This is a genomic window from Burkholderia sp. HI2500 (assembly GCF_002223055.1).
Classification (GTDB): Bacteria; Pseudomonadota; Gammaproteobacteria; order Burkholderiales; family Burkholderiaceae; genus Burkholderia.
The window spans coordinates 1,980,847-1,997,933 of record NZ_NKFL01000004.1; the positions used below are offsets into that span (position 1 = coordinate 1,980,847).

Consider the following 17,087-nt stretch of genomic DNA (forward strand, 5'->3'; position numbering starts at 1 on the left):
GGCACTTCGATGTTGCAGGAGAGTCCGCCGCGAAGCGTCTCCGCGGGCGTGCCGGGCGAGCGCGAATACGCGCAAGCCGCACGCCCGTTCCTGTTTCTCTCCGATCTGCACCTGAGCGAAGCGATCCCGAAGACGGTCGCCGCGTTCGAGCATTTCGTGAAATACACCGCCGACAGTGCCGACTCGGTGTTCATCCTCGGCGACCTGTTCGAATACTGGATCGGCGACGACATCCTCGACGACGATCCGTTCGCGGCCCGCATGGCCGCGCTGATGCACACGTTCTCGGAGCGCGGCATTGCGCTCTACGTGATGCACGGCAACCGCGATTTCCTGCTCGGCCGGCGCTTCATGAAGGCAGCCGGCGCGATGCTGCTGCCCGATCCTTCGCTGATCATGGCGTTCGGCCAGCGCATCGTGCTCGCACATGGCGACGCGCAATGCACGGCCGACCGCGGCTACCAGGTATTCCGTCGCGTCGCCCGCAACCGCGCTGCGCAATGGCTGTTTCTCGCCTGGCCGTTCCGTTGGCGCCGTGCGCTCGCGCAGCGCATGCGCTCGAACAGCGAAGCGGGCCGGATGCGCCCTGCTTCGGCGATCTACGATGTCACGCGTGAAGGCGTGGCCGCGCTGTTCCGGAAAAGCCGCGCGAGCGTGATCATTCACGGCCATACGCACCGCCCCGCCCGGCACATGGAACCGGGTGGCATCCGCTGGGTGTTGCCCGACTGGGATCTCGACCACGGCAAGCCGCGCGGCGGCTACCTGCGCGTCGACGCGGAAGGCATCCACGCGATGCCGCTCGACTGACACTGCCGCAGCCGTCGCACCCACCGGCAGCAGCGGGCATCCATTGAATTACGCCTGGCGTTCGACCGACTTGCCTTCCAGCACGGCCGACAGCCGGCGCAGATCGAGGCGCGCCGCGTCGGCGCCCTGCAGTGTTTCCAGATGCGTGCCGAGCCGTTCGAGCGCCGCGACGATCTCGTCGACGCGGCGGCTTTCCTTCGCCGCGTGATCGATCAGCCCGTGAATCGCGAGCGACATCGGATCGTCGGCATTCGGCGTGATCCCGTATGCGCAGAACGCCGCGCGTTCGGGCTGCGGCTTCGGCTGCGCCGGCATCACGACGCGCGCCGGATTGCCGACCGCCGTGCCGCCTGCCGGCACCGGCTTCACGACGACCGCGTTCGAACCGATCTTCGCCCCCGCACCGACCGTGAAGCCGCCGAGCACCTTCGCGCCCGCCCCGACGATCACGCCGGCCTCGAGCGTCGGGTGCCGCTTGGCGCCGCGCGTGAGCGACGTGCCGCCCAGCGTCACGCCCTGATAGATCGTGCAGTCGTCGCCGACGATCGCCGTCTCGCCGATCACGACGCCCATCCCGTGATCGATGAACACGCGCCGGCCGATCGTCGCGCCGGGGTGAATCTCGATCCCCGTCAGGAACCGGCCGGCCTGCGACGCGAAACGCGCGAGCCAGTAGCGCTTCGCGCGCCAGCATGCGTGCGCGAAGCGATGCAGCACGAGCGCATGCAACCCCGGATAACAGGTCAGCACTTCCCATGCACTGCGAGCGGCGGGATCCCGCTCGCGAATCGTTGCAACGTCTTCGCGCAGTCTCGTGAACATGATGTGGTCTGGGAAAAGGCCGGCGCGCATCGCCGGCAATGACCGGCCGTTATCGCGCCCGGTAATTTACTTATGACGTTCGGCGATTGTAGGGCGAGTCACGAACGGCCGCACGCGCTCGCCAGTTCACCCCGCCGCCGGCGCGGGTATTCCGGCGGAACGCCTGCCGTTACTGGGTTGGCGGGGTGGTCGGCCCCGGCGCTTTCGGCGGCCGACCCGGCACCTGCCGACGGGGTGGTTGCCCCGCGCGCCGACACATCCGCCACCCCGTGCGCCGACCGCTTACGCGTCGCCGTCGGGCTTGCCCGATTTCAGCAGGATGTGCTTCGCGACGCCGCGCAGGATGTTGACCTCCTCGCGCTCGAGGCCCGTGCGCGCGAACAGGCGCCGCAGCCGCGGCATCAGCTTCTTCGGGTTGCGCGGATCGAGGAAATCGAGCGCGATCAGCGCGTTCTCGAGGTGCACGTACATCCGCTCGATCTCGTCGCTCTGCGCAAGCGTGCCGGCTTCGGCCGACTGTTGCGCCGACGGCTCGCTCGCCTGCTCGAGCAACGCGACACGCAGCTCGTACGCAAGCACCTGCACGGCCTGAGCGAGATTCAGCGAACTGTAGGCCGGGTTCGCCGGGATGTGCGCCAGCGCACTGCACTGCTCGACATGCTCGTTCGCGAGGCCCGTGCGCTCGTTGCCGAACACGAGCGCGATGTCGCCCGTGCCGACCTGCGCGCACGCCTGCGTGGCGGCGGCACGCGGCGCCAGGCGCGGCGGCCCGTATTCGCGCGTGCGCGCGGTCAGCGCGATCGACCAGTGAACGCCGGACAGCGCGTCGCCGAGCGTCGGCACGACATGCGCGGACGCGAGGACGTCGTCCGCGCCGCTGGCCATCGCGATCGCCTCGGGATCACTCTGCACGTGCGGCACGCGGGGCGCGACCAGCACGAGACGCGAGAAGCCCATCGTCTTCAGCGCGCGGGCGGCCGCCCCGACATTGCCGGGATGGCTCGGCTCGACGAGCACGAAACGGATGGACGTGAAGCCGCCGGACGGCGGCTGGGACGAGGCCGCGCCCGGCTCGGACGGCGCGGCGGTGATCTGCGGGGTTTCCACTACGATACGACTCGGTTCATCAGAATGGCAGTATGGTATCGCCATCGCCGCGGCAAACCCACTCGTCCGGACGGATAGTGGGGGTTTCCCCGTACGCCGGTCGCCTGAAACCGCCAAAAATCGGGTAAAATCATGCCTTTACGCGTCGCACTCTGTGCGGCGCGGGTCGTACCCCGTTCTTTGTCAATTCGCGTCTCATCTCGCCTGCCACGCTTGCGCCGTGCCGGGCGGTTGTTCCACTTCGTGGCGGCCCGTGCCGCCAGCTACAGGATCCAGGCTCATGCATCCCATGCTCAACATTGCTGTCAAGGCTGCGCGCCGCGCCGGACAGATCATCAATCGCGCGTCCCTCGATCTCGACCTGATCGAGATCCGCAAGAAGCAGCAGAACGACTTCGTCACCGAAGTGGACAAGGCCGCCGAAGACGCGATCATCGAGACGCTGAAGACCGCCTACCCCGACCACGCGATCCTCGCGGAAGAATCGGGCGAGTCGGAGAACGAATCCGAATTCAAGTGGATCATCGATCCGCTCGACGGCACGACCAACTTCATCCACGGCTTCCCGTACTACTGCGTATCGATCGCGCTCGAGCACAAGGGCGTCGTCACGCAGGCTGTCGTCTACGACCCGAACAAGAACGACCTGTTCACGGCCACCCGCGGCCGCGGCGCGTACCTGAACGACCGCCGCATCCGCGTCGGCCGCCGCGACCGCCTGTCGGACGCACTGGTCGGCACGGGCTTCCCGTTCCGCGAAAAGGACGGCCTCGATGCCTACGCGCGCCTCTTCACCGAAATGACGCAGGCCTGCACGGGCCTGCGCCGTCCGGGCGCGGCCGCACTCGATCTCGCGAACGTCGCGGCCGGCCGCCTCGACGCGTTCTTCGAGCAGGGCATCAACGTGTGGGACATGGCAGCGGGCAGCCTGCTGATCACCGAGGCCGGCGGCCTCGTCGGCAACTACACGGGCGACGCCGACTTCCTGCATCGCCATGAAATCGTCGCCGCGAACCCGAAGATCTACGCGCAGATGATCCCGATCCTGAAGGGTTACACCCGCGTGCATCCGGCAGCGGAGTAAGCCCCGGCCGCGCCTGCATGGCGCGGCTTGCGCGCACGCCGCTCGCGGGCATCGTCATGACGGCGCACCGTTCGCCTCCCGGTTGCCGGGAGGCGGGACAATCTTCCCGCACAAGGGTCGCTTCGTGCGCCTATCCTGAAGTTGCCTGAGTTGTACGGGCCGGTCAGCGTACTGCCGCTTGCACGGCCCTTCCCGCAATGACAATGATGGGTTTGCGTCCGGCATGCCCGCACGGCGGACAACACCGCCGGCCTGCCGGCCCCCGACCGTATCAACACCGCCACGACGCCGTGGCAATCGCATCCGAGTCCCCATGTTACGGCTAAGCGAAATTAAACTCCCCCTCGACCACCCCGAAAGCGCGCTCGAGGCCGCGATTCGCGCGCGCCTCGCGGAGCTTGGCGTGGCCGCGGACGGGCTCCTCCGTTACACCGTGTTCCGCCGTGCGCACGATGCGCGCAAGCGCGCCGACATCAAGCTCACGTATATCGTCGATGTCGAAGTCACGGATGAGGCAGCCGCGATCAAGCGCCTCGCCGGCAAGCCGCATTGCGGCGTGACGCCCGACATGGCGTACCACTTCGTCACGAAGGCGCCCGAGCACGGCAATTTCCTGCGCCCGGTCGTGATCGGCATGGGGCCGTGCGGCCTGTTCGCGGGGCTGATCCTCGCGCAGATGGGTTTCCGCCCCATCATCCTCGAACGCGGCAAGGCCGTGCGCGAGCGCACCAAGGACACCTTCGGCCTGTGGCGCAAAAGCGTGCTCAACCCCGAATCCAACGTGCAGTTCGGCGAAGGCGGTGCCGGGACGTTCTCCGACGGCAAGCTGTACAGCCAGATCAAGGATCCGAACCACTATGGCCGCAAGGTGCTGGACGAATTCGTCAAGGCCGGTGCGCCGGACGACATCCTGTATCTGAGCCGGCCGCACATCGGCACGTTCCGCCTCGTCAGCATGGTGGAAAAGATGCGCGCGTCCATCCACGAACTGGGTGGTGAAGTGCGTTTCGAAACGCGGGTCGACGATATCGAGATCGATCAGGGCAAGGTGCGCTCGCTGAAGCTCTCGAACGGCGAAACGCTGCCGTGCGACCACGTGGTGCTGGCCGTGGGCCACAGCGCGCGCGACACCTTCCAGATGCTGCACGATCGCGGCGTCTATATCGAAGCCAAGCCGTTCTCGCTCGGCTTCCGTATCGAACATCCGCAGGGGCTGATCGATCGCAGCCGCTTCGGCAAGTTCGCAGGCCACAAGCAGCTCGGTGCGGCCGACTACAAGGTCGTCCATCACTGCAGCAATGGCCGCGCCGTCTACAGCTTCTGCATGTGCCCGGGCGGCACGGTGGTCGCGGCGACCTCCGAGCCGGGCCGCGTGGTCACCAACGGCATGAGCCAGTATTCGCGGGCCGAGCGCAACGCGAATGCGGGCATCGTCGTCGGCATCACGCCGGACGACTATCCCGGCGGCCCGCTGGCGGGCATCGCGTTCCAGCGCAAATGGGAAGAGCGCGCGTTCGAACTCGGCGGCGGCGATTACCGCGCGCCGGGCCAGCTGGTCGGTGATTTCATCGCCGGCCGGCCGTCGACGTCGCTCGGCTCCGTAGAGCCGTCGTACAAGCCGGGCGTGAACCCGACCGATCTGAGCACCGCGCTGCCGGATTACGTGATCGAAGCGATCCGCGAAGCGCTCCCCGAGATCGACAAGAAGATCGCCGGCTTCGCGATGCACGATGCGGTGCTCACCGGTGTCGAGACGCGCACTTCGTCGCCGATCCGGATTCGACGCAAGGACGATTACCAGAGCATGAACGTCGAGGGGCTGTATCCGGCGGGTGAAGGTGCGGGGTATGCGGGTGGCATCTATTCGGCGGCCATCGACGGGATCGAAGTCGCGCAGGCGGTGGCGCTCAGCATGACGTCGGGGCAAACGGCCTGAGGTGCGAAACGAGTCGGCGCGCGAAGGTTCTCGATCTGAGCGGCGCCGACTTTCGCATGGCCGGCCAGGAGCGCGGCCGGACGACGGCGTGAGAACGACCGCCGCCGGTCGCGCAATCTCCGGCAACCTGGCCGAATGGCGAACTTCGCGCGTGCATGCCGAAGCCACTGGTCAACTCGGGCAACCCAAGCAACAACTTCACGCCTGACTTATGACCACGCTGTCGCCCAACGCCTTCGCCGGTCATACTCCAATGATGCAGCAGTACCTGCGCATTATCTGACAAGGAAAAGATCAAAAATCTACGCTGCAAGTTACGCCAGCTAAATTGGCAAACGGTCGCACGCGCTACACGCTTCAACATCGACAGCTGGATCATCGATAAACCCAAATAGGGGCCGACTCGGGTTGCGTGCTATCACCAGTAGCACACGGAGCAAAACAGGGCGACGATATGAGATCGCCTTCGGGGAAGCATCTCAAGTGCGCAGCGAGAGTACGAGTTACAACCGCCCTTCAGTGTGCAATTGAGGAAAGGCATGAGATGAACGAGAGACTTGCAGCAGGCATCTTTGGGGGAGCGTGCATAATAATTGGCATCATCAAAGCAGCTCGACCGTCGTTATTTATCGATTATCGTGAGCGCCACCCTTGGATAAACTTGTTTGGATTTTACCCTTTCATTTTCAAAACAAAATATGCAAGACCGGCCATCGTCGCGAATGGCATCATACTCATCTTAATGGGACTAGCGCTTTTCATATGGTCCCAGCGCAACTAGATATTTCCACATAGTTGGCGCTTACCATCAGTATCAACTGGCCAGACGGCGAACTTCGCGCTGTCGCGCCCGGCTCACTAGTAAACTCGGGCAGCCAAAGCAACCTTCCCCCGGTCACGCAGTTCACCGCAGCACCCGCACCCCAAGACCTACGCTCAGGCTGTTCGGGACCGACACGCTATTGATCGTGCTTCACATGCATTTCGATGTTGATTGACTTACTTCTCGGCCGCTGCTTGAATCTCTCGGCAAAAGTCCTTCAGAGTTCCAGGGCATTGTTTGTCCGCATTCCGGGCGATCCGCCGCAACCGTTCTGCCGGGACTGTAGCGTCAACATGCCGAACAATGAACGTGTGGAAAGCTGGGTCCGACGCGATCATGGGTTCCAACTGCTGAATAGTGCCCCAGTGATCTGCGAGCAAAAGAGTGTTTGATTCGCTGAACCCTTCCGCGACTGCCCCATCGTCACAGTTTGCGAAATTTCGAAATTGTCGATGCAACTGCTTCCACGACGTGGCGGCATCAGAAACAGCCTCGGCCCTCCGAGTTTGGTCTGAAGTGCAAACGTTGGGCCCGGCGAGCGCCGTTGACGAGTAGAAAATGGCGACAAGCCATAGTGCGAAGTAGCGACGTGTCGTTTGGAAGGTTGCTGCGTCGACCGACGGAAAGTGGGCGCTTTGCGTCTCATGACCAATCCGGTTCACTCAGACGCCTCCTCGATAGCCTTTAAAATTATTTGTGGGTCGTCAATTACACTCTCGTCTCCGGCAAAACGCGACATTTCCATATGTCCATCGTCGAAGACGTCGATCTCGATACGCTCACCTGGCACAGTTATCGAGACCAGAATGGTGTCCGGGCGATGCCGGCCCAATGTATAAAAGAGGCGGCGTTCGTCGAGGCTGCTAAGCAATTCGTACAGGGAATGCGCCATATGTCCTCCGTCACGGTCAGCAGATCATGACAAACCCGAAAATGACACGGTAGGTCGATTCGTTCACGTAGCGATCTCCGGTCGACATATCGAGGAAATGGACAGAGTGTCCGATATCCGATCAACGAACCCGTACAGTCACAATCTAGCCTGTCGACCGCAACTGGCGTGTCGGGGTTAGCACTACGTGGCGGGTCGTGCCTGCAGCGCTACCGCCTGCGAGCTAGGACAGGCCCCCGGGCACTGCCGATTCGTCCTGCACCTGGCCAAACGGCCAACTTCGCGCCCGCACGTGAAGCCACTGGTAAACTCGGGCAACCAAAGCAACAACTTCACGCCTGACTTATGACCACGCTGTCGCCCGACGCCTTCGCCGGCCATACCCCAATGATGCAGCAGTACCTGCGCATCAAGGCCGACCATCCCGACACGCTTGTCTTCTACCGGATGGGCGACTTCTACGAGCTGTTCTTCGAAGACGCGGAGAAAGCCGCACGCCTGCTCGACCTGACCCTCACGCAACGCGGCGCCACCGCCGGCACGCCGATCAAGATGGCCGGCGTACCGCATCACGCGGTCGAGCAGTATCTTGCGAAGCTCGTGAAGATGGGCGAATCGGTCGCGATCTGCGAGCAGATCGGCGATCCCGCCACGTCGAAGGGCCCCGTCGAGCGCAAGGTCGTGCGCGTCGTCACGCCCGGCACGCTGACCGATGCCGCGCTGCTGTCCGACAAGAACGACGTCTACCTGCTCGCGATGTGCACGGGCCACAACAAGCGCGGCGTCGCAGTGAACATCGGCCTTGCATGGCTGAACCTCGCCAGCGGCGCACTGCGGCTCGCCGAAATCGAACCCGACCAGCTCGCGGCCGCGCTCGAACGCATCCGGCCGGCCGAGATCCTGACGCCGGACGGCGCGACCGATGCTGTGCCGCCCAGCGCCGGCGCAAGCAAGCGCGTGCCGGCATGGCACTTCGACATCGCGTCGGGCACGCAGCGCCTGTGCGACCAGCTCGATGTCGCGAGCCTCGACGGTTTCGGTGCGCATTCGCTCACGAGCGCGTGCGGCGCAGCCGGCGCGCTGCTGCTCTACGCGGCCGCCACGCAGGGCCAGCAACTGCGGCACGTGCGCAGCCTGAAGGTCGAGAACGAAACGGAGTACATCGGTCTCGATCCGGCCACGCGCCGCAACCTCGAACTGACCGAGACGTTGCGCGGCACCGAGTCGCCGACGCTGTATTCGCTGCTCGACACCTGCTGCACGACGATGGGCAGCCGCCTGCTGCGTCACTGGCTGCATCACCCGCCGCGCGCATCGGTCGCCGCGCAGTCGCGCCAGCAGGCGATCGGCGCACTGCTCGATGCGCCGGCAAACGCAAGCCTCGATGCGCTGCGCAGCGCGCTGCGCCAGATCGCCGACGTCGAACGGATCACCGGGCGTCTCGCGCTGCTGTCCGCCCGCCCGCGCGACCTGTCGAGCCTGCGCGACACGTTCGCCGCGCTACCGGCTCTGCGCGAGCGCATCAGCGCGATCGTCGCGAACGCGGACGCACTCACCCGCGTCGACGCAGCACTCGCACCGCCCGCCGAATGCCTCGATCTGCTGACGAGCGCGATTGCGCCCGAGCCGGCCGCGATGGTGCGCGACGGCGGCGTCATCGCGCGCGGCTACGATGCGGAACTCGACGAACTGCGCGACATCTCGGAGAACTGCGGGCAGTTCCTGATCGATCTCGAAGCGCGCGAGCGTACGCGCACCGGCATCGCGAACCTGCGCGTCGAATACAACAAGGTGCACGGCTTCTACATCGAGGTCACGCGCGGCCAGACCGACAAGGTGCCCGACGATTACCGCCGGCGCCAGACGCTGAAGAACGCCGAGCGCTACATCACGCCCGAACTGAAGACCTTCGAGGACAAGGCGTTGTCCGCGCAGGAACGCGCACTGGCGCGCGAGCGCGCGCTGTACGACGCGGTGCTGCAGGCGCTGCTGCCGTTCATCCCGGAGTGCCAGCGCGTCGCATCGGCGCTCGCCGAGCTCGACCTGCTCGCCGCATTCGCCGAACGCGCCCGCGCGCTCGACTGGGTCGCACCGACCTTCACCGACGAGATCGGCATTGAAATCGAACAGGGCCGCCACCCGGTCGTCGAAGCGCAGGTCGAACAGTTCATCGCGAACGATTGCCGCTTCGGCACCGAGCGCAAGCTGCTGCTGATCACCGGCCCGAACATGGGCGGTAAGTCGACGTTCATGCGGCAGACCGCGTTGATCGCGCTGATGGCCTACGTGGGCAGCTACGTGCCGGCCAAGTCGGCATGCTTCGGCCCCATCGACCGGATCTTCACACGGATCGGCGCGGCGGACGATCTGGCGGGCGGCCGCTCGACGTTCATGGTCGAGATGACCGAAGCCGCTGCGATTCTCAACGACGCGACGCCGCAAAGCCTCGTGCTGATGGACGAGATCGGCCGCGGCACGTCGACGTTCGATGGCCTCGCGCTCGCGTGGGCCATCGCGCGCCACCTGCTGGCGCACAACGCGTGCTACACGCTGTTCGCGACGCACTACTTCGAGCTGACGCAACTGCCGGCCGAATTCCCTCAAGCGGCCAACGTCCACCTGTCGGCCGTCGAGCACGGCCACGGCATCGTGTTCCTGCACGCGGTCAACGAAGGCCCGGCCAACCAGAGCTACGGCTTGCAGGTCGCGCAGCTCGCAGGCGTTCCGGCGCCCGTGATCCGCGCCGCGCGCAAGCACCTCGCGTATCTCGAACAGCAGTCGGCGTCGCAGCACACGCCGCAGCTCGACCTGTTCAGCGCGCCGCCGGCGGCCGCCGACGATCTCGAATGCGCGGACGCGCCGGCGCTGCCCGACACACCGCATCCGGCGCTCGAAAAACTGCGCGACATCGATCCCGACGATCTCAAGCCGCGCGAGGCGCTCGACCTGCTGTACGAACTGCGCACGCTGGTCCGGTCGCACGATGTCGACGGACACGCGTAAGCGCATCCTGTGCGGCCTGCCGGCTCGCACGGCCGCCATGCTCGTTGCGGCGGCGCTCGCGCTCGCGCAGGCCACCGCGCTGGCCGCGCCGCCGAAGCGCAGCACCACGCCCTACTCGTTCGCGGTCGTGTCGGGCGTGATCAACGCCCCTGCGGACGAACCGGCCGCCCAGCGGCTGCTCGATGCGATCGCGCGCGAGCGCAACCTCGCGTTCGTCGTCTATGCGGGCGATCTCAAGGGTTCGAAGGAAGCGTGCCGCGATGCACTGTATTCGCAGCGGGGCGCGATCCTGGATGCGGCCCGCGTGCCGCTCGTGTTCATTCCCGGCCACGACGACTGGGTAACGTGCAACACCGCGGCCGGCGGCGGCTACGATCCGGTCGAGCGGCTCGACTTCCTGCGGCAGACGCTGCTTGCCGATTCGGCACTGCCCGACCCCGGCGCGCTGCAGATCACGCGGGAAAGCGAAGTCGCACGGTTCCGACCGTATCGGGAGAACGCCCGCTGGATGCGCGACGACATCGTCTACGTCGCACTCAACGCGCCGGCGCCGAACAACCACTACCTGACGGCCGGCGGCCGCAACGGCGAATTCGAGGACCGCATCATTGCAAACGGTTTCTGGATCGACCACGCGGCCGAATACGCGAAGCGGCGCGAGGCACGCGCGATGGTGGTGATGTTCGAAGGCGATCCGCAGTTCGAACGCTATGAACGCGCGGAACGCTTCGCTTGGCTGCGTTTCAACCGGCCGCGCGTGCGCGACGGCTTCCGTGAGCTGAAACGAACGCTGGTGAAGGCGGCGGCGACGTTCCGCGGCCCGATACTCGTGATGCACGCGAGCGGTGAGCCGCTTGCGAACGGTTTTCTGATCGACCGCCCGCTGCGGGCAGACGACGGTGAACTGGTGGGCAATGTGACGCGCGTCGCGATCGGACCGCGCCATCCGACGAATCAGTGGGTCAAGGTGAGCGTGTCGCCGGCACGGCAGACGATCTTCAACGTGAGCTTGCAGGAGGTGCCGAAGAACCTGCCCGTGCCACCCGCGCTGCCGCTCGTGCCGCGTGACGACGTGCCGCTGCCGCAGATGCCGGAAATCCCTGCGTTGCCGGCGCTGCCCGACTCGTCGTCGGTCGCGCCGCCGTTGCAGGGTGACGGCGCCGCACCGGGCGGCGCGTCGTGGCCGGCGCCCGCCCCTGCGTCGGGGCCGGCACCCGGCTTGCCTGCGAGCTCAGTGCAGGGTACGCCCTGACGGCGCTTCGCCGTCTTCGTCGTCGTCCTCGTCGACGATCTCGAGCCCTTCCGCGCCATGTGCGTGCTCATGCTCGATTTCGTCTTCGGTGGCTTCGCGAACGTCCTTCACGGTGAGCGCGAAACGCAGCGCCATGCCGGCGAGCGGGTGATTGCCGTCGAGCACGACCTTGTCTTCGGCGACGTCGGTGACCGTGTAGATCAGCGAATCGACTTCCTCGTCGCCGTCTTCCGGCGTGCCTTCGAACTGCATGCCCACTTCGAGCGGCTCGGGAAAACGGTCGCGCGGCTCGATCTTCACGAGTTCGGGATCGTAGTCGCCGAACGCGTCCTGCGGCTCGAGCTGAACCTGCGCCTCGTAGCCCGGCTCATGGCCGTCGAGCTGTTCCTCGATCTTGGGGAACGTGCCATCATAGCCGCCGTGCAGATAGACCATCGGCTCGTCGCTTTCCTCGATCAGATTGCCCTGTGCATCGGACAGCTTGTAAGTGACCGACACGACGGTGTTTTTTGCGATTTTCATCCAATTCTCCCAAATACAAATCTCATTATACGATGCGCAACCGGTCTCAAGCCGAACCGCGGGATGCCGCTGCCGCCCCGTTCGGCGCGCCGCCTTCCGATCTTCCCACACCGCTGCTCGGCGGTCTTACGCCGGCGCAATTCATGCGCGGCTACTGGCAGAAGAAGCCGCTCCTGATCCGCCAGGCAATCCCCGGCGTCGCGTCGCCGGTCTCGCGCGACGCACTGTTCGAGCTCGCCGCGGACTATGACGCGGAATCGCGACTGATCACCCATTTTCGTAACAAGTGGCAACTGGAGCAGGGCCCGTTCGAGTCCGGCTCGCTGCCGGCCGTCACGCGCAAGGCCTGGACCCTGCTCGTGCAGGGGCTCGACCTGCACGTCGATGCCGCGCGCGCACTGCTCGACCGCTTCCGCTTCATCCCCGATGCGCGTCTGGACGACCTGATGATCTCCTATGCGACGGACGGCGGCGGCGTCGGTCCGCACTTCGATTCGTATGACGTATTCCTGCTGCAAGTCGAAGGCCGGCGCCGCTGGCGCGTCGGTGCGCAGAAAGACCTGTCGCTGCAACCGGACGTGCCTCTGAAGATCCTCGAAAATTTCGAGCCGAGCGACGAATGGGTGCTGGAACCCGGCGACATGCTCTACCTGCCGCCGCACATCGCGCACGATGGCGTCGCCGAAGGCGAATGCATGACCTGCTCGATCGGCTTCCGGGCCCCGTCCGCCGGCGAGCTGGGCGCCCAGTTCCTGTACTATCTCGCGGAGCGTGGCGGCCTGCGCGACGGTTGTGGCGATGATCTTTACCGCGATCCGAAGCAGCCGGCCGTCGACACGCCCGCCCAGCTGCCTCCGGCGATGGTCGAGCGCGTGGCCGAGATCGTGGACGCGATCCGCTGGCGCAAACGGGACGTCGCCGAATTCCTCGGCTGCTACCTGAGCGAGCCCAAGCCGAACGTCGTTTTCGACCCGCCCGCGCGCCCGCTGTCCGAGGCCGCGTTCGTCACGCAAGCGTCACGCCGTGGCGTGTGTCTCGACAGAAGGGCCGCATTGATGTATAACGCGCGCTCGTACTTCATTAATGGTGAAGAAGGACCGCTCGAGCAGGCCAGCGAATGGCTGCCCGAACTGGCCAATCAACGCCAGATGGAGGCGAAACGGTTTGTAACACTATCCCGGGTTCCCTCGATGACAGCCTTGTTGCACGAGTGGTATCGTGCGGGCTGGATACGGGTCGGAAACCGGATTTAGTGTGAGTCGCCCCGTATGCCCGTACGGATCAAATTCTGTATGGGAAAGACAACGTATTGACCCCGCATTTGTCGACGGTCGATAGGAAAGTGCATATAATTTCCGCCCAAGCCGTAGGGAAGATTCACGCTCTAAGAAGTGCATCTCCACCAGCGGCCCAGGTCGGTGTTGGAGCACATTACCGGTATTGTTTCGCGCTGTTGCTTACCTTTAACCATAAAAGGACGTGATCATGAAGAAATCCCTCCTCGTAGCTTCCCTGTTGGCTGCTGTTGCACTGGCTGCTTGCAACAAGAGCGCTGATCAAGCTGCTTCGTCGGCTGCTAGCGACGCTTCGGCTGCTGCTTCGTCGGCTGCTTCGGCAGTTGCTGGTGCTGCGAGCGACGCTTCGGCTGCTGCTTCGTCGGCAACGGCTGCTGCGAGCGACGCTGCTGCTGCAGTGGCGTCGGCTGCTTCGGCAGCGACGGCTGCTCCGGCTTCGGGCGCAAGCCAGTAAGCCTCAGCGTCAGCTGAAAAAAAACCGGCCCGAGGGCCGGTTTTTTTACGTCTGTCGTTTCTGCGTCTATCGCACGGCAGTCGCACCGGGCCGCCGCAGCGGCCCTGCCCCGCTCATCCGAGCGCCAGCCAGTCGAAGCCCGCGTCCTGCGTGGCCACGACCACGTCGTCCCCGCTCGTCCCCAGTACACCGCCAAACGCCTGGCGGACCAGTTCCGGCAGGTTGTTCTGCTGGCTCAGGTGCGCCGCGACCAGGTGCTTGAGGCGGCTGCGCTCCAGCGACGCGAGGATGTCCGCTGCAGCGTCATTGCTCAGGTGGCCGTGGTTGCCGCCGATACGCGCCTTCAGCGACTGCGGATAGCGGCTCGAGGCCAGCATCGCGGTATCGTGATTGGATTCGAGTACCAGCGCGTCACAGCCGCTCAGGACGGCCGTGATGTGCGGCGTGGCCATCCCGACGTCCGTCAGCACGCCGAGCCGGCTGGCGCCGTCCATAAAGACGAACTGGAGCGGCTCACGCGCGTCGTGAGGGACGGTATAGGGCATCACGGCCAGATCGCGGATCGCGACCGTCTCGTCGCCCCACAGCACGTGGAGATCGACATCGGCCTCGTCCGCGCCTACCGCGCGCGCGGTGCCCCAGCTCATGTAGAGCGGCAGCGATCCGCGGCGGGCGAGCGTCAGCGCACTGCCGACGTGGTCGCTGTGTTCGTGGGTAATGAGGATCGCATCGAGATCGCCGATGCAGAGATTCAGTCGGCCGAGCCGGCGCTCGACCTCCTTGGCGGAAAAGCCGCAGTCGAGCAGCACGCGAGTGGTCGTCGTGCCGCTCGAGGCCTCGACGACCAGCGCGTTGCCTTCGCTGCCGCTTCCGAGGCTGGAGAATCGCACGCGCTTAGTTCAGCTGCGCGTGGAGCAGCGAAATGATCCGCTGAGCGTCCGACGAGTTGTCGACCTGGCCGTTTGCGCCGACCACCGCAACCAGCGTGCTGCCGTTGCCCTGTGCGCGCACGTTGACGAGGTACTCCTTGCCCGGCTTCGCGGCCGACGGACCACCATAGAACAGCTTGCCGAACAGGCCGTCGCGCTTGAGCTCTTCCATCGTGTTCGCATAGCGCACGGTGTACACGCCCTTCTCGCGATCACGATTGTCGACCGCGAAGTTGGTGCGGTCGAGCGCCAGGCCCACGCGCAGCCATGCGCGATCGAACGACTCGGCCAGTTGCAGCGTCGCCCCGCCGCTGCTCGTGTCGCTGACCTGCGCCGGCGCCGTCGCGGGACGGGCATCGGTCAGCAGCTGCTTCGCCTGCGCATCGGTCAGGCCGAACTTCTGCATCAGCTTCGACAGGAATACGGCTTCGAGCACCGGGTTGCGCGGACGCTCTTCCCAGCGCGACGACGTGCCGCCCTGCGGGCCGACCATCATTTCTTCCATCGCGCTGTGCGTGATCGAGATATCGGTGTTGCCGTCCGACGTGCGGTTCACGAGCGTGCGGAAGCGGTCGCGCGTGCCGGACGAGTACGCGAAATCGATGACCTTGCCGATCGTACGGCGGAACCAGTCGTCGGGGATGTTCGCGCGGTTTTCAGCCCAGTCGGTGGCCATGATGCCCGTCGACGGCGCATCGGTCTTCAGCGAGAAGCCGTTCTCCTGCCAGAACTCCTTCAGGATCGGCCACAGCTGCTCGGGCGTGCGGCCATCGACGACGAGCCAGCGGCGGTCGCCGTCGCGCTCGATGTGCATGCCGAGCGGATCCTGCGCGCTCGGGATGCCGTCGGTCGCGTTGCCCGCCTGCGTCGTGACCCGCGGCGGCAGTGTGCCGAGGCCGGCGTTGCTCGGCGGCGCGACGAACTGCTGCGTCGTCGGCACCGGCTTCAGGTCGCTCGGCACCGCGAGCGGCGGCGCCGAACCGGTGTTCTTGTAGTTGACCCGGTCAGGGGCCAGGTAGTCGTTCAGCGTATCGCAGCCGGCGAGCGCGCCCAGCGCCAGCGCCATCACCGACATCTGGATGGCGCGAGAGGAAAAGGCGAAACGTTTCATGAAATCCTTCGTCTTGCTAGAACGCTCGTCAGGAGCGGCGCCGGACGGAGCCGGCCGGTGCGGGTTGATCAGGGTTCGAGCCGGCGGCCGCAGGACGCGACCGCCTCGGCATCAGGCGAGGACGCCGGCCTCGACGAGGGCCGAACGCACGGCTTCGTGGCAGCGCTCGTCGAGCGCCGTGAGCGGCAGCCGGATGCCGCCCTGCATCTTGCCCATCGCCTGCAGCGCCCACTTCACCGGAATCGGGTTCGCTTCGATGAACAGGTTCTTGTGCAGCGACAGCAGCTTCATGTGCAGCGCGCGAGCCGTCTGTACGTCACCGGCCAGCGCCGCGCGACACAGGTCGCTCATCGCGCGCGGTGCGACGTTCGCCGTGACCGAGATGTTGCCGTGGCCGCCGAGCAGCATCAGTGCGATCGCGGTCGGATCGTCGCCGCTGTAGATCGCGAAATGCTTCGGGGCAGCCTTGATCAGGTGCGCGGCGCGATCGATGTTGCCGGTCGCTTCCTTCACGCCGATGATGCCCGGGACTTCCGCGAGGCGCAGCGTCGTCTCGTTCGCCATGTCGGCGACCGTGCGGCCCGGCACGTTGTACAGGATCACCGGCAGGTCGACCGCTTCGGCGATCGTCTTGAAGTGACGGTACATGCCTTCCTGCGTCGGCTTGTTGTAGTACGGCACGACCTGCAGCGTCGCGTCCGCGCCGACAGCCTTCGCGTGCTTCGTCAGCTCGATCGCCTCGGCGGTCGAGTTGCCGCCCGCGCCCGCGATGATCGGGATGCGTTTCGCCGCATGCTCGACCGCCGTGCGGATCATCAGGATGTGCTCTTCGACGTTGAGCGTTGCCGACTCGCCGCTCGTACCGACCACGACCAGCGCATCGGTGCCTTCCGCGATGTGCCAGTCGATCAGTTTGCGAAACGCCGGCAGGTCGAGACTGCCGTCTTCGAGCATCGGGGTGACGATCGCGGGGATGCTGCCGCGGATTTGAATGCCGTCTTGGGTGCCGTTAGCCATGAAACGCGAATGAGATTATGTACCGGTAAA

General features: G+C 65.5%; 14 protein-coding genes and 1 pseudogene. 7 read left to right on the plus strand and 8 right to left on the minus strand.

Going from position 1 to position 17,087, the window contains the following annotated elements; genetic code table 11:
• Positions 1 to 9: 9 nt before the first annotated feature.
• Positions 10 to 810, plus strand: a complete 801-nt coding sequence (locus CFB45_RS11940) for a UDP-2,3-diacylglucosamine diphosphatase (RefSeq protein ID WP_089425732.1) — start codon at positions 10 to 12, stop codon at positions 808 to 810.
• Between the two features lie 48 nt (positions 811 to 858).
• On the opposite strand, the gene cysE is transcribed toward CFB45_RS11940, so the two are convergent.
• Together cysE and CFB45_RS11950 are read right to left on the minus strand one after the other, a co-directional pair.
• Positions 859 to 1,662, minus strand: coding sequence for a serine O-acetyltransferase (cysE, locus tag CFB45_RS11945; RefSeq protein ID WP_089425733.1), 804 nt, complete (start codon positions 1,660 to 1,662; stop codon positions 859 to 861).
• A gap of 252 nt (positions 1,663 to 1,914) precedes the next feature.
• Entirely contained in the window at positions 1,915 to 2,739 is an 825-nt protein-coding gene (locus CFB45_RS11950) for an RNA methyltransferase (protein WP_089425734.1), read from the minus strand.
• Positions 2,740 to 3,019: 280 nt separating this feature from the next.
• Here CFB45_RS11950 and CFB45_RS11955 point away from each other — a divergent pair, with 280 nt between their 5' ends.
• Positions 3,020 to 3,823 (plus strand): inositol monophosphatase family protein, encoded by an 804-nt coding sequence (locus tag CFB45_RS11955; RefSeq protein ID WP_011352522.1) that lies wholly within the window; start codon positions 3,020 to 3,022, stop codon positions 3,821 to 3,823.
• Between the two features lie 313 nt (positions 3,824 to 4,136).
• Positions 4,137 to 5,759 carry an NAD(P)/FAD-dependent oxidoreductase gene (locus tag CFB45_RS11960; RefSeq protein ID WP_089425735.1) on the plus strand — a complete coding sequence of 541 codons (1,623 nt, stop codon included), beginning with the start codon at positions 4,137 to 4,139 and terminating at the stop codon, positions 5,757 to 5,759.
• Between the two features lie 1,481 nt (positions 5,760 to 7,240).
• Here CFB45_RS11960 and CFB45_RS11965 read toward each other — a convergent pair.
• Positions 7,241 to 7,474 carry a hypothetical protein gene (locus tag CFB45_RS11965; RefSeq protein ID WP_089425736.1) on the minus strand — a complete coding sequence of 78 codons (234 nt, stop codon included), beginning with the start codon at positions 7,472 to 7,474 and terminating at the stop codon, positions 7,241 to 7,243.
• A 345-nt stretch (positions 7,475 to 7,819) separates the two neighbouring features.
• On the opposite strand from CFB45_RS11965, the gene mutS reads away from it, so the two are divergent.
• Both mutS and CFB45_RS11975 read left to right on the plus strand, forming a co-directional pair.
• Positions 7,820 to 10,477: a DNA mismatch repair protein MutS gene (gene mutS, locus CFB45_RS11970; RefSeq protein ID WP_089425737.1), complete on the plus strand. Its 2,658-nt coding sequence runs from the start codon at positions 7,820 to 7,822 to the stop codon at positions 10,475 to 10,477.
• On the plus strand, positions 10,458 to 11,729 hold the full coding sequence (locus CFB45_RS11975; RefSeq protein ID WP_179255058.1) for a hypothetical protein: 1,272 nt from the start codon (positions 10,458 to 10,460) through the stop codon (positions 11,727 to 11,729). Before mutS ends, CFB45_RS11975 begins: the two co-directional genes overlap by 20 nt.
• Here the strand turns inward: CFB45_RS11975 and CFB45_RS11980 are convergent.
• Complete coding sequence (locus CFB45_RS11980; protein WP_059554208.1) at positions 11,709 to 12,251, minus strand: FKBP-type peptidyl-prolyl cis-trans isomerase; 543 nt, start codon at positions 12,249 to 12,251, stop codon at positions 11,709 to 11,711. The genes CFB45_RS11975 and CFB45_RS11980 overlap by 21 nt on opposite strands.
• Positions 12,252 to 12,283: 32 nt before the next feature.
• On the opposite strand from CFB45_RS11980, the gene CFB45_RS11985 reads away from it, so the two are divergent.
• Together CFB45_RS11985 and CFB45_RS39750 are read left to right on the plus strand one after the other, a co-directional pair.
• On the plus strand, positions 12,284 to 13,504 hold the full coding sequence (locus CFB45_RS11985; protein WP_089425738.1) for a cupin domain-containing protein: 1,221 nt from the start codon (positions 12,284 to 12,286) through the stop codon (positions 13,502 to 13,504).
• 56 nt (positions 13,505 to 13,560) lie between these two features.
• A pseudogene (locus tag CFB45_RS39750) lies at positions 13,561 to 13,807 on the plus strand (hypothetical protein).
• A gap of 20 nt (positions 13,808 to 13,827) precedes the next feature.
• Here the strand turns inward: CFB45_RS39750 and CFB45_RS38995 are convergent.
• The 4 genes from CFB45_RS38995 to dapA form a co-directional block, all read right to left on the minus strand.
• A complete protein-coding gene (locus CFB45_RS38995) occupies positions 13,828 to 13,992 on the minus strand; it encodes a hypothetical protein (RefSeq protein WP_164725389.1) in 165 nt (54 codons plus the stop codon).
• 121 nt (positions 13,993 to 14,113) lie between these two features.
• The gene (locus CFB45_RS12000; protein ID WP_089425740.1) at positions 14,114 to 14,890 is read right to left on the minus strand and encodes an MBL fold metallo-hydrolase; all 777 of its coding nucleotides are present in this window, start codon (positions 14,888 to 14,890) and stop codon (positions 14,114 to 14,116) included.
• A gap of 4 nt (positions 14,891 to 14,894) precedes the next feature.
• Positions 14,895 to 16,040: an outer membrane protein assembly factor BamC gene (gene bamC, locus CFB45_RS12005; protein WP_089425741.1), complete on the minus strand. Its 1,146-nt coding sequence runs from the start codon at positions 16,038 to 16,040 to the stop codon at positions 14,895 to 14,897.
• Between the two features lie 111 nt (positions 16,041 to 16,151).
• The gene (dapA, locus tag CFB45_RS12010) at positions 16,152 to 17,057 is read right to left on the minus strand and encodes a 4-hydroxy-tetrahydrodipicolinate synthase (protein WP_011352532.1); all 906 of its coding nucleotides are present in this window, start codon (positions 17,055 to 17,057) and stop codon (positions 16,152 to 16,154) included.
• Between the last annotated feature and the right edge of the window lie 30 nt (positions 17,058 to 17,087).

Coding starts and splice junctions, on each gene's coding strand:
- CFB45_RS11940 (WP_089425732.1), top strand. CDS start 10: ATGTTGCAGGAGAGTCCGCCGCGAAGCGTCTCCGCGGGCGTGCCGGGC.
- cysE (WP_089425733.1), bottom strand. CDS start 1,662: ATGCGCGCCGGCCTTTTCCCAGACCACATCATGTTCACGAGACTGCGC.
- CFB45_RS11955 (WP_011352522.1), top strand. CDS start 3,020: ATGCATCCCATGCTCAACATTGCTGTCAAGGCTGCGCGCCGCGCCGGA.
- CFB45_RS11960 (WP_089425735.1), top strand. CDS start 4,137: ATGTTACGGCTAAGCGAAATTAAACTCCCCCTCGACCACCCCGAAAGC.
- CFB45_RS11965 (WP_089425736.1), bottom strand. CDS start 7,474: ATGGCGCATTCCCTGTACGAATTGCTTAGCAGCCTCGACGAACGCCGC.
- mutS (WP_089425737.1), top strand. CDS start 7,820: ATGACCACGCTGTCGCCCGACGCCTTCGCCGGCCATACCCCAATGATG.
- CFB45_RS11975 (WP_179255058.1), top strand. CDS start 10,458: ATGTCGACGGACACGCGTAAGCGCATCCTGTGCGGCCTGCCGGCTCGC.
- CFB45_RS11980 (WP_059554208.1), bottom strand. CDS start 12,251: ATGAAAATCGCAAAAAACACCGTCGTGTCGGTCACTTACAAGCTGTCC.
- CFB45_RS11985 (WP_089425738.1), top strand. CDS start 12,284: ATGCGCAACCGGTCTCAAGCCGAACCGCGGGATGCCGCTGCCGCCCCG.
- bamC (WP_089425741.1), bottom strand. CDS start 16,040: ATGAAACGTTTCGCCTTTTCCTCTCGCGCCATCCAGATGTCGGTGATG.
- dapA (WP_011352532.1), bottom strand. CDS start 17,057: ATGGCTAACGGCACCCAAGACGGCATTCAAATCCGCGGCAGCATCCCC.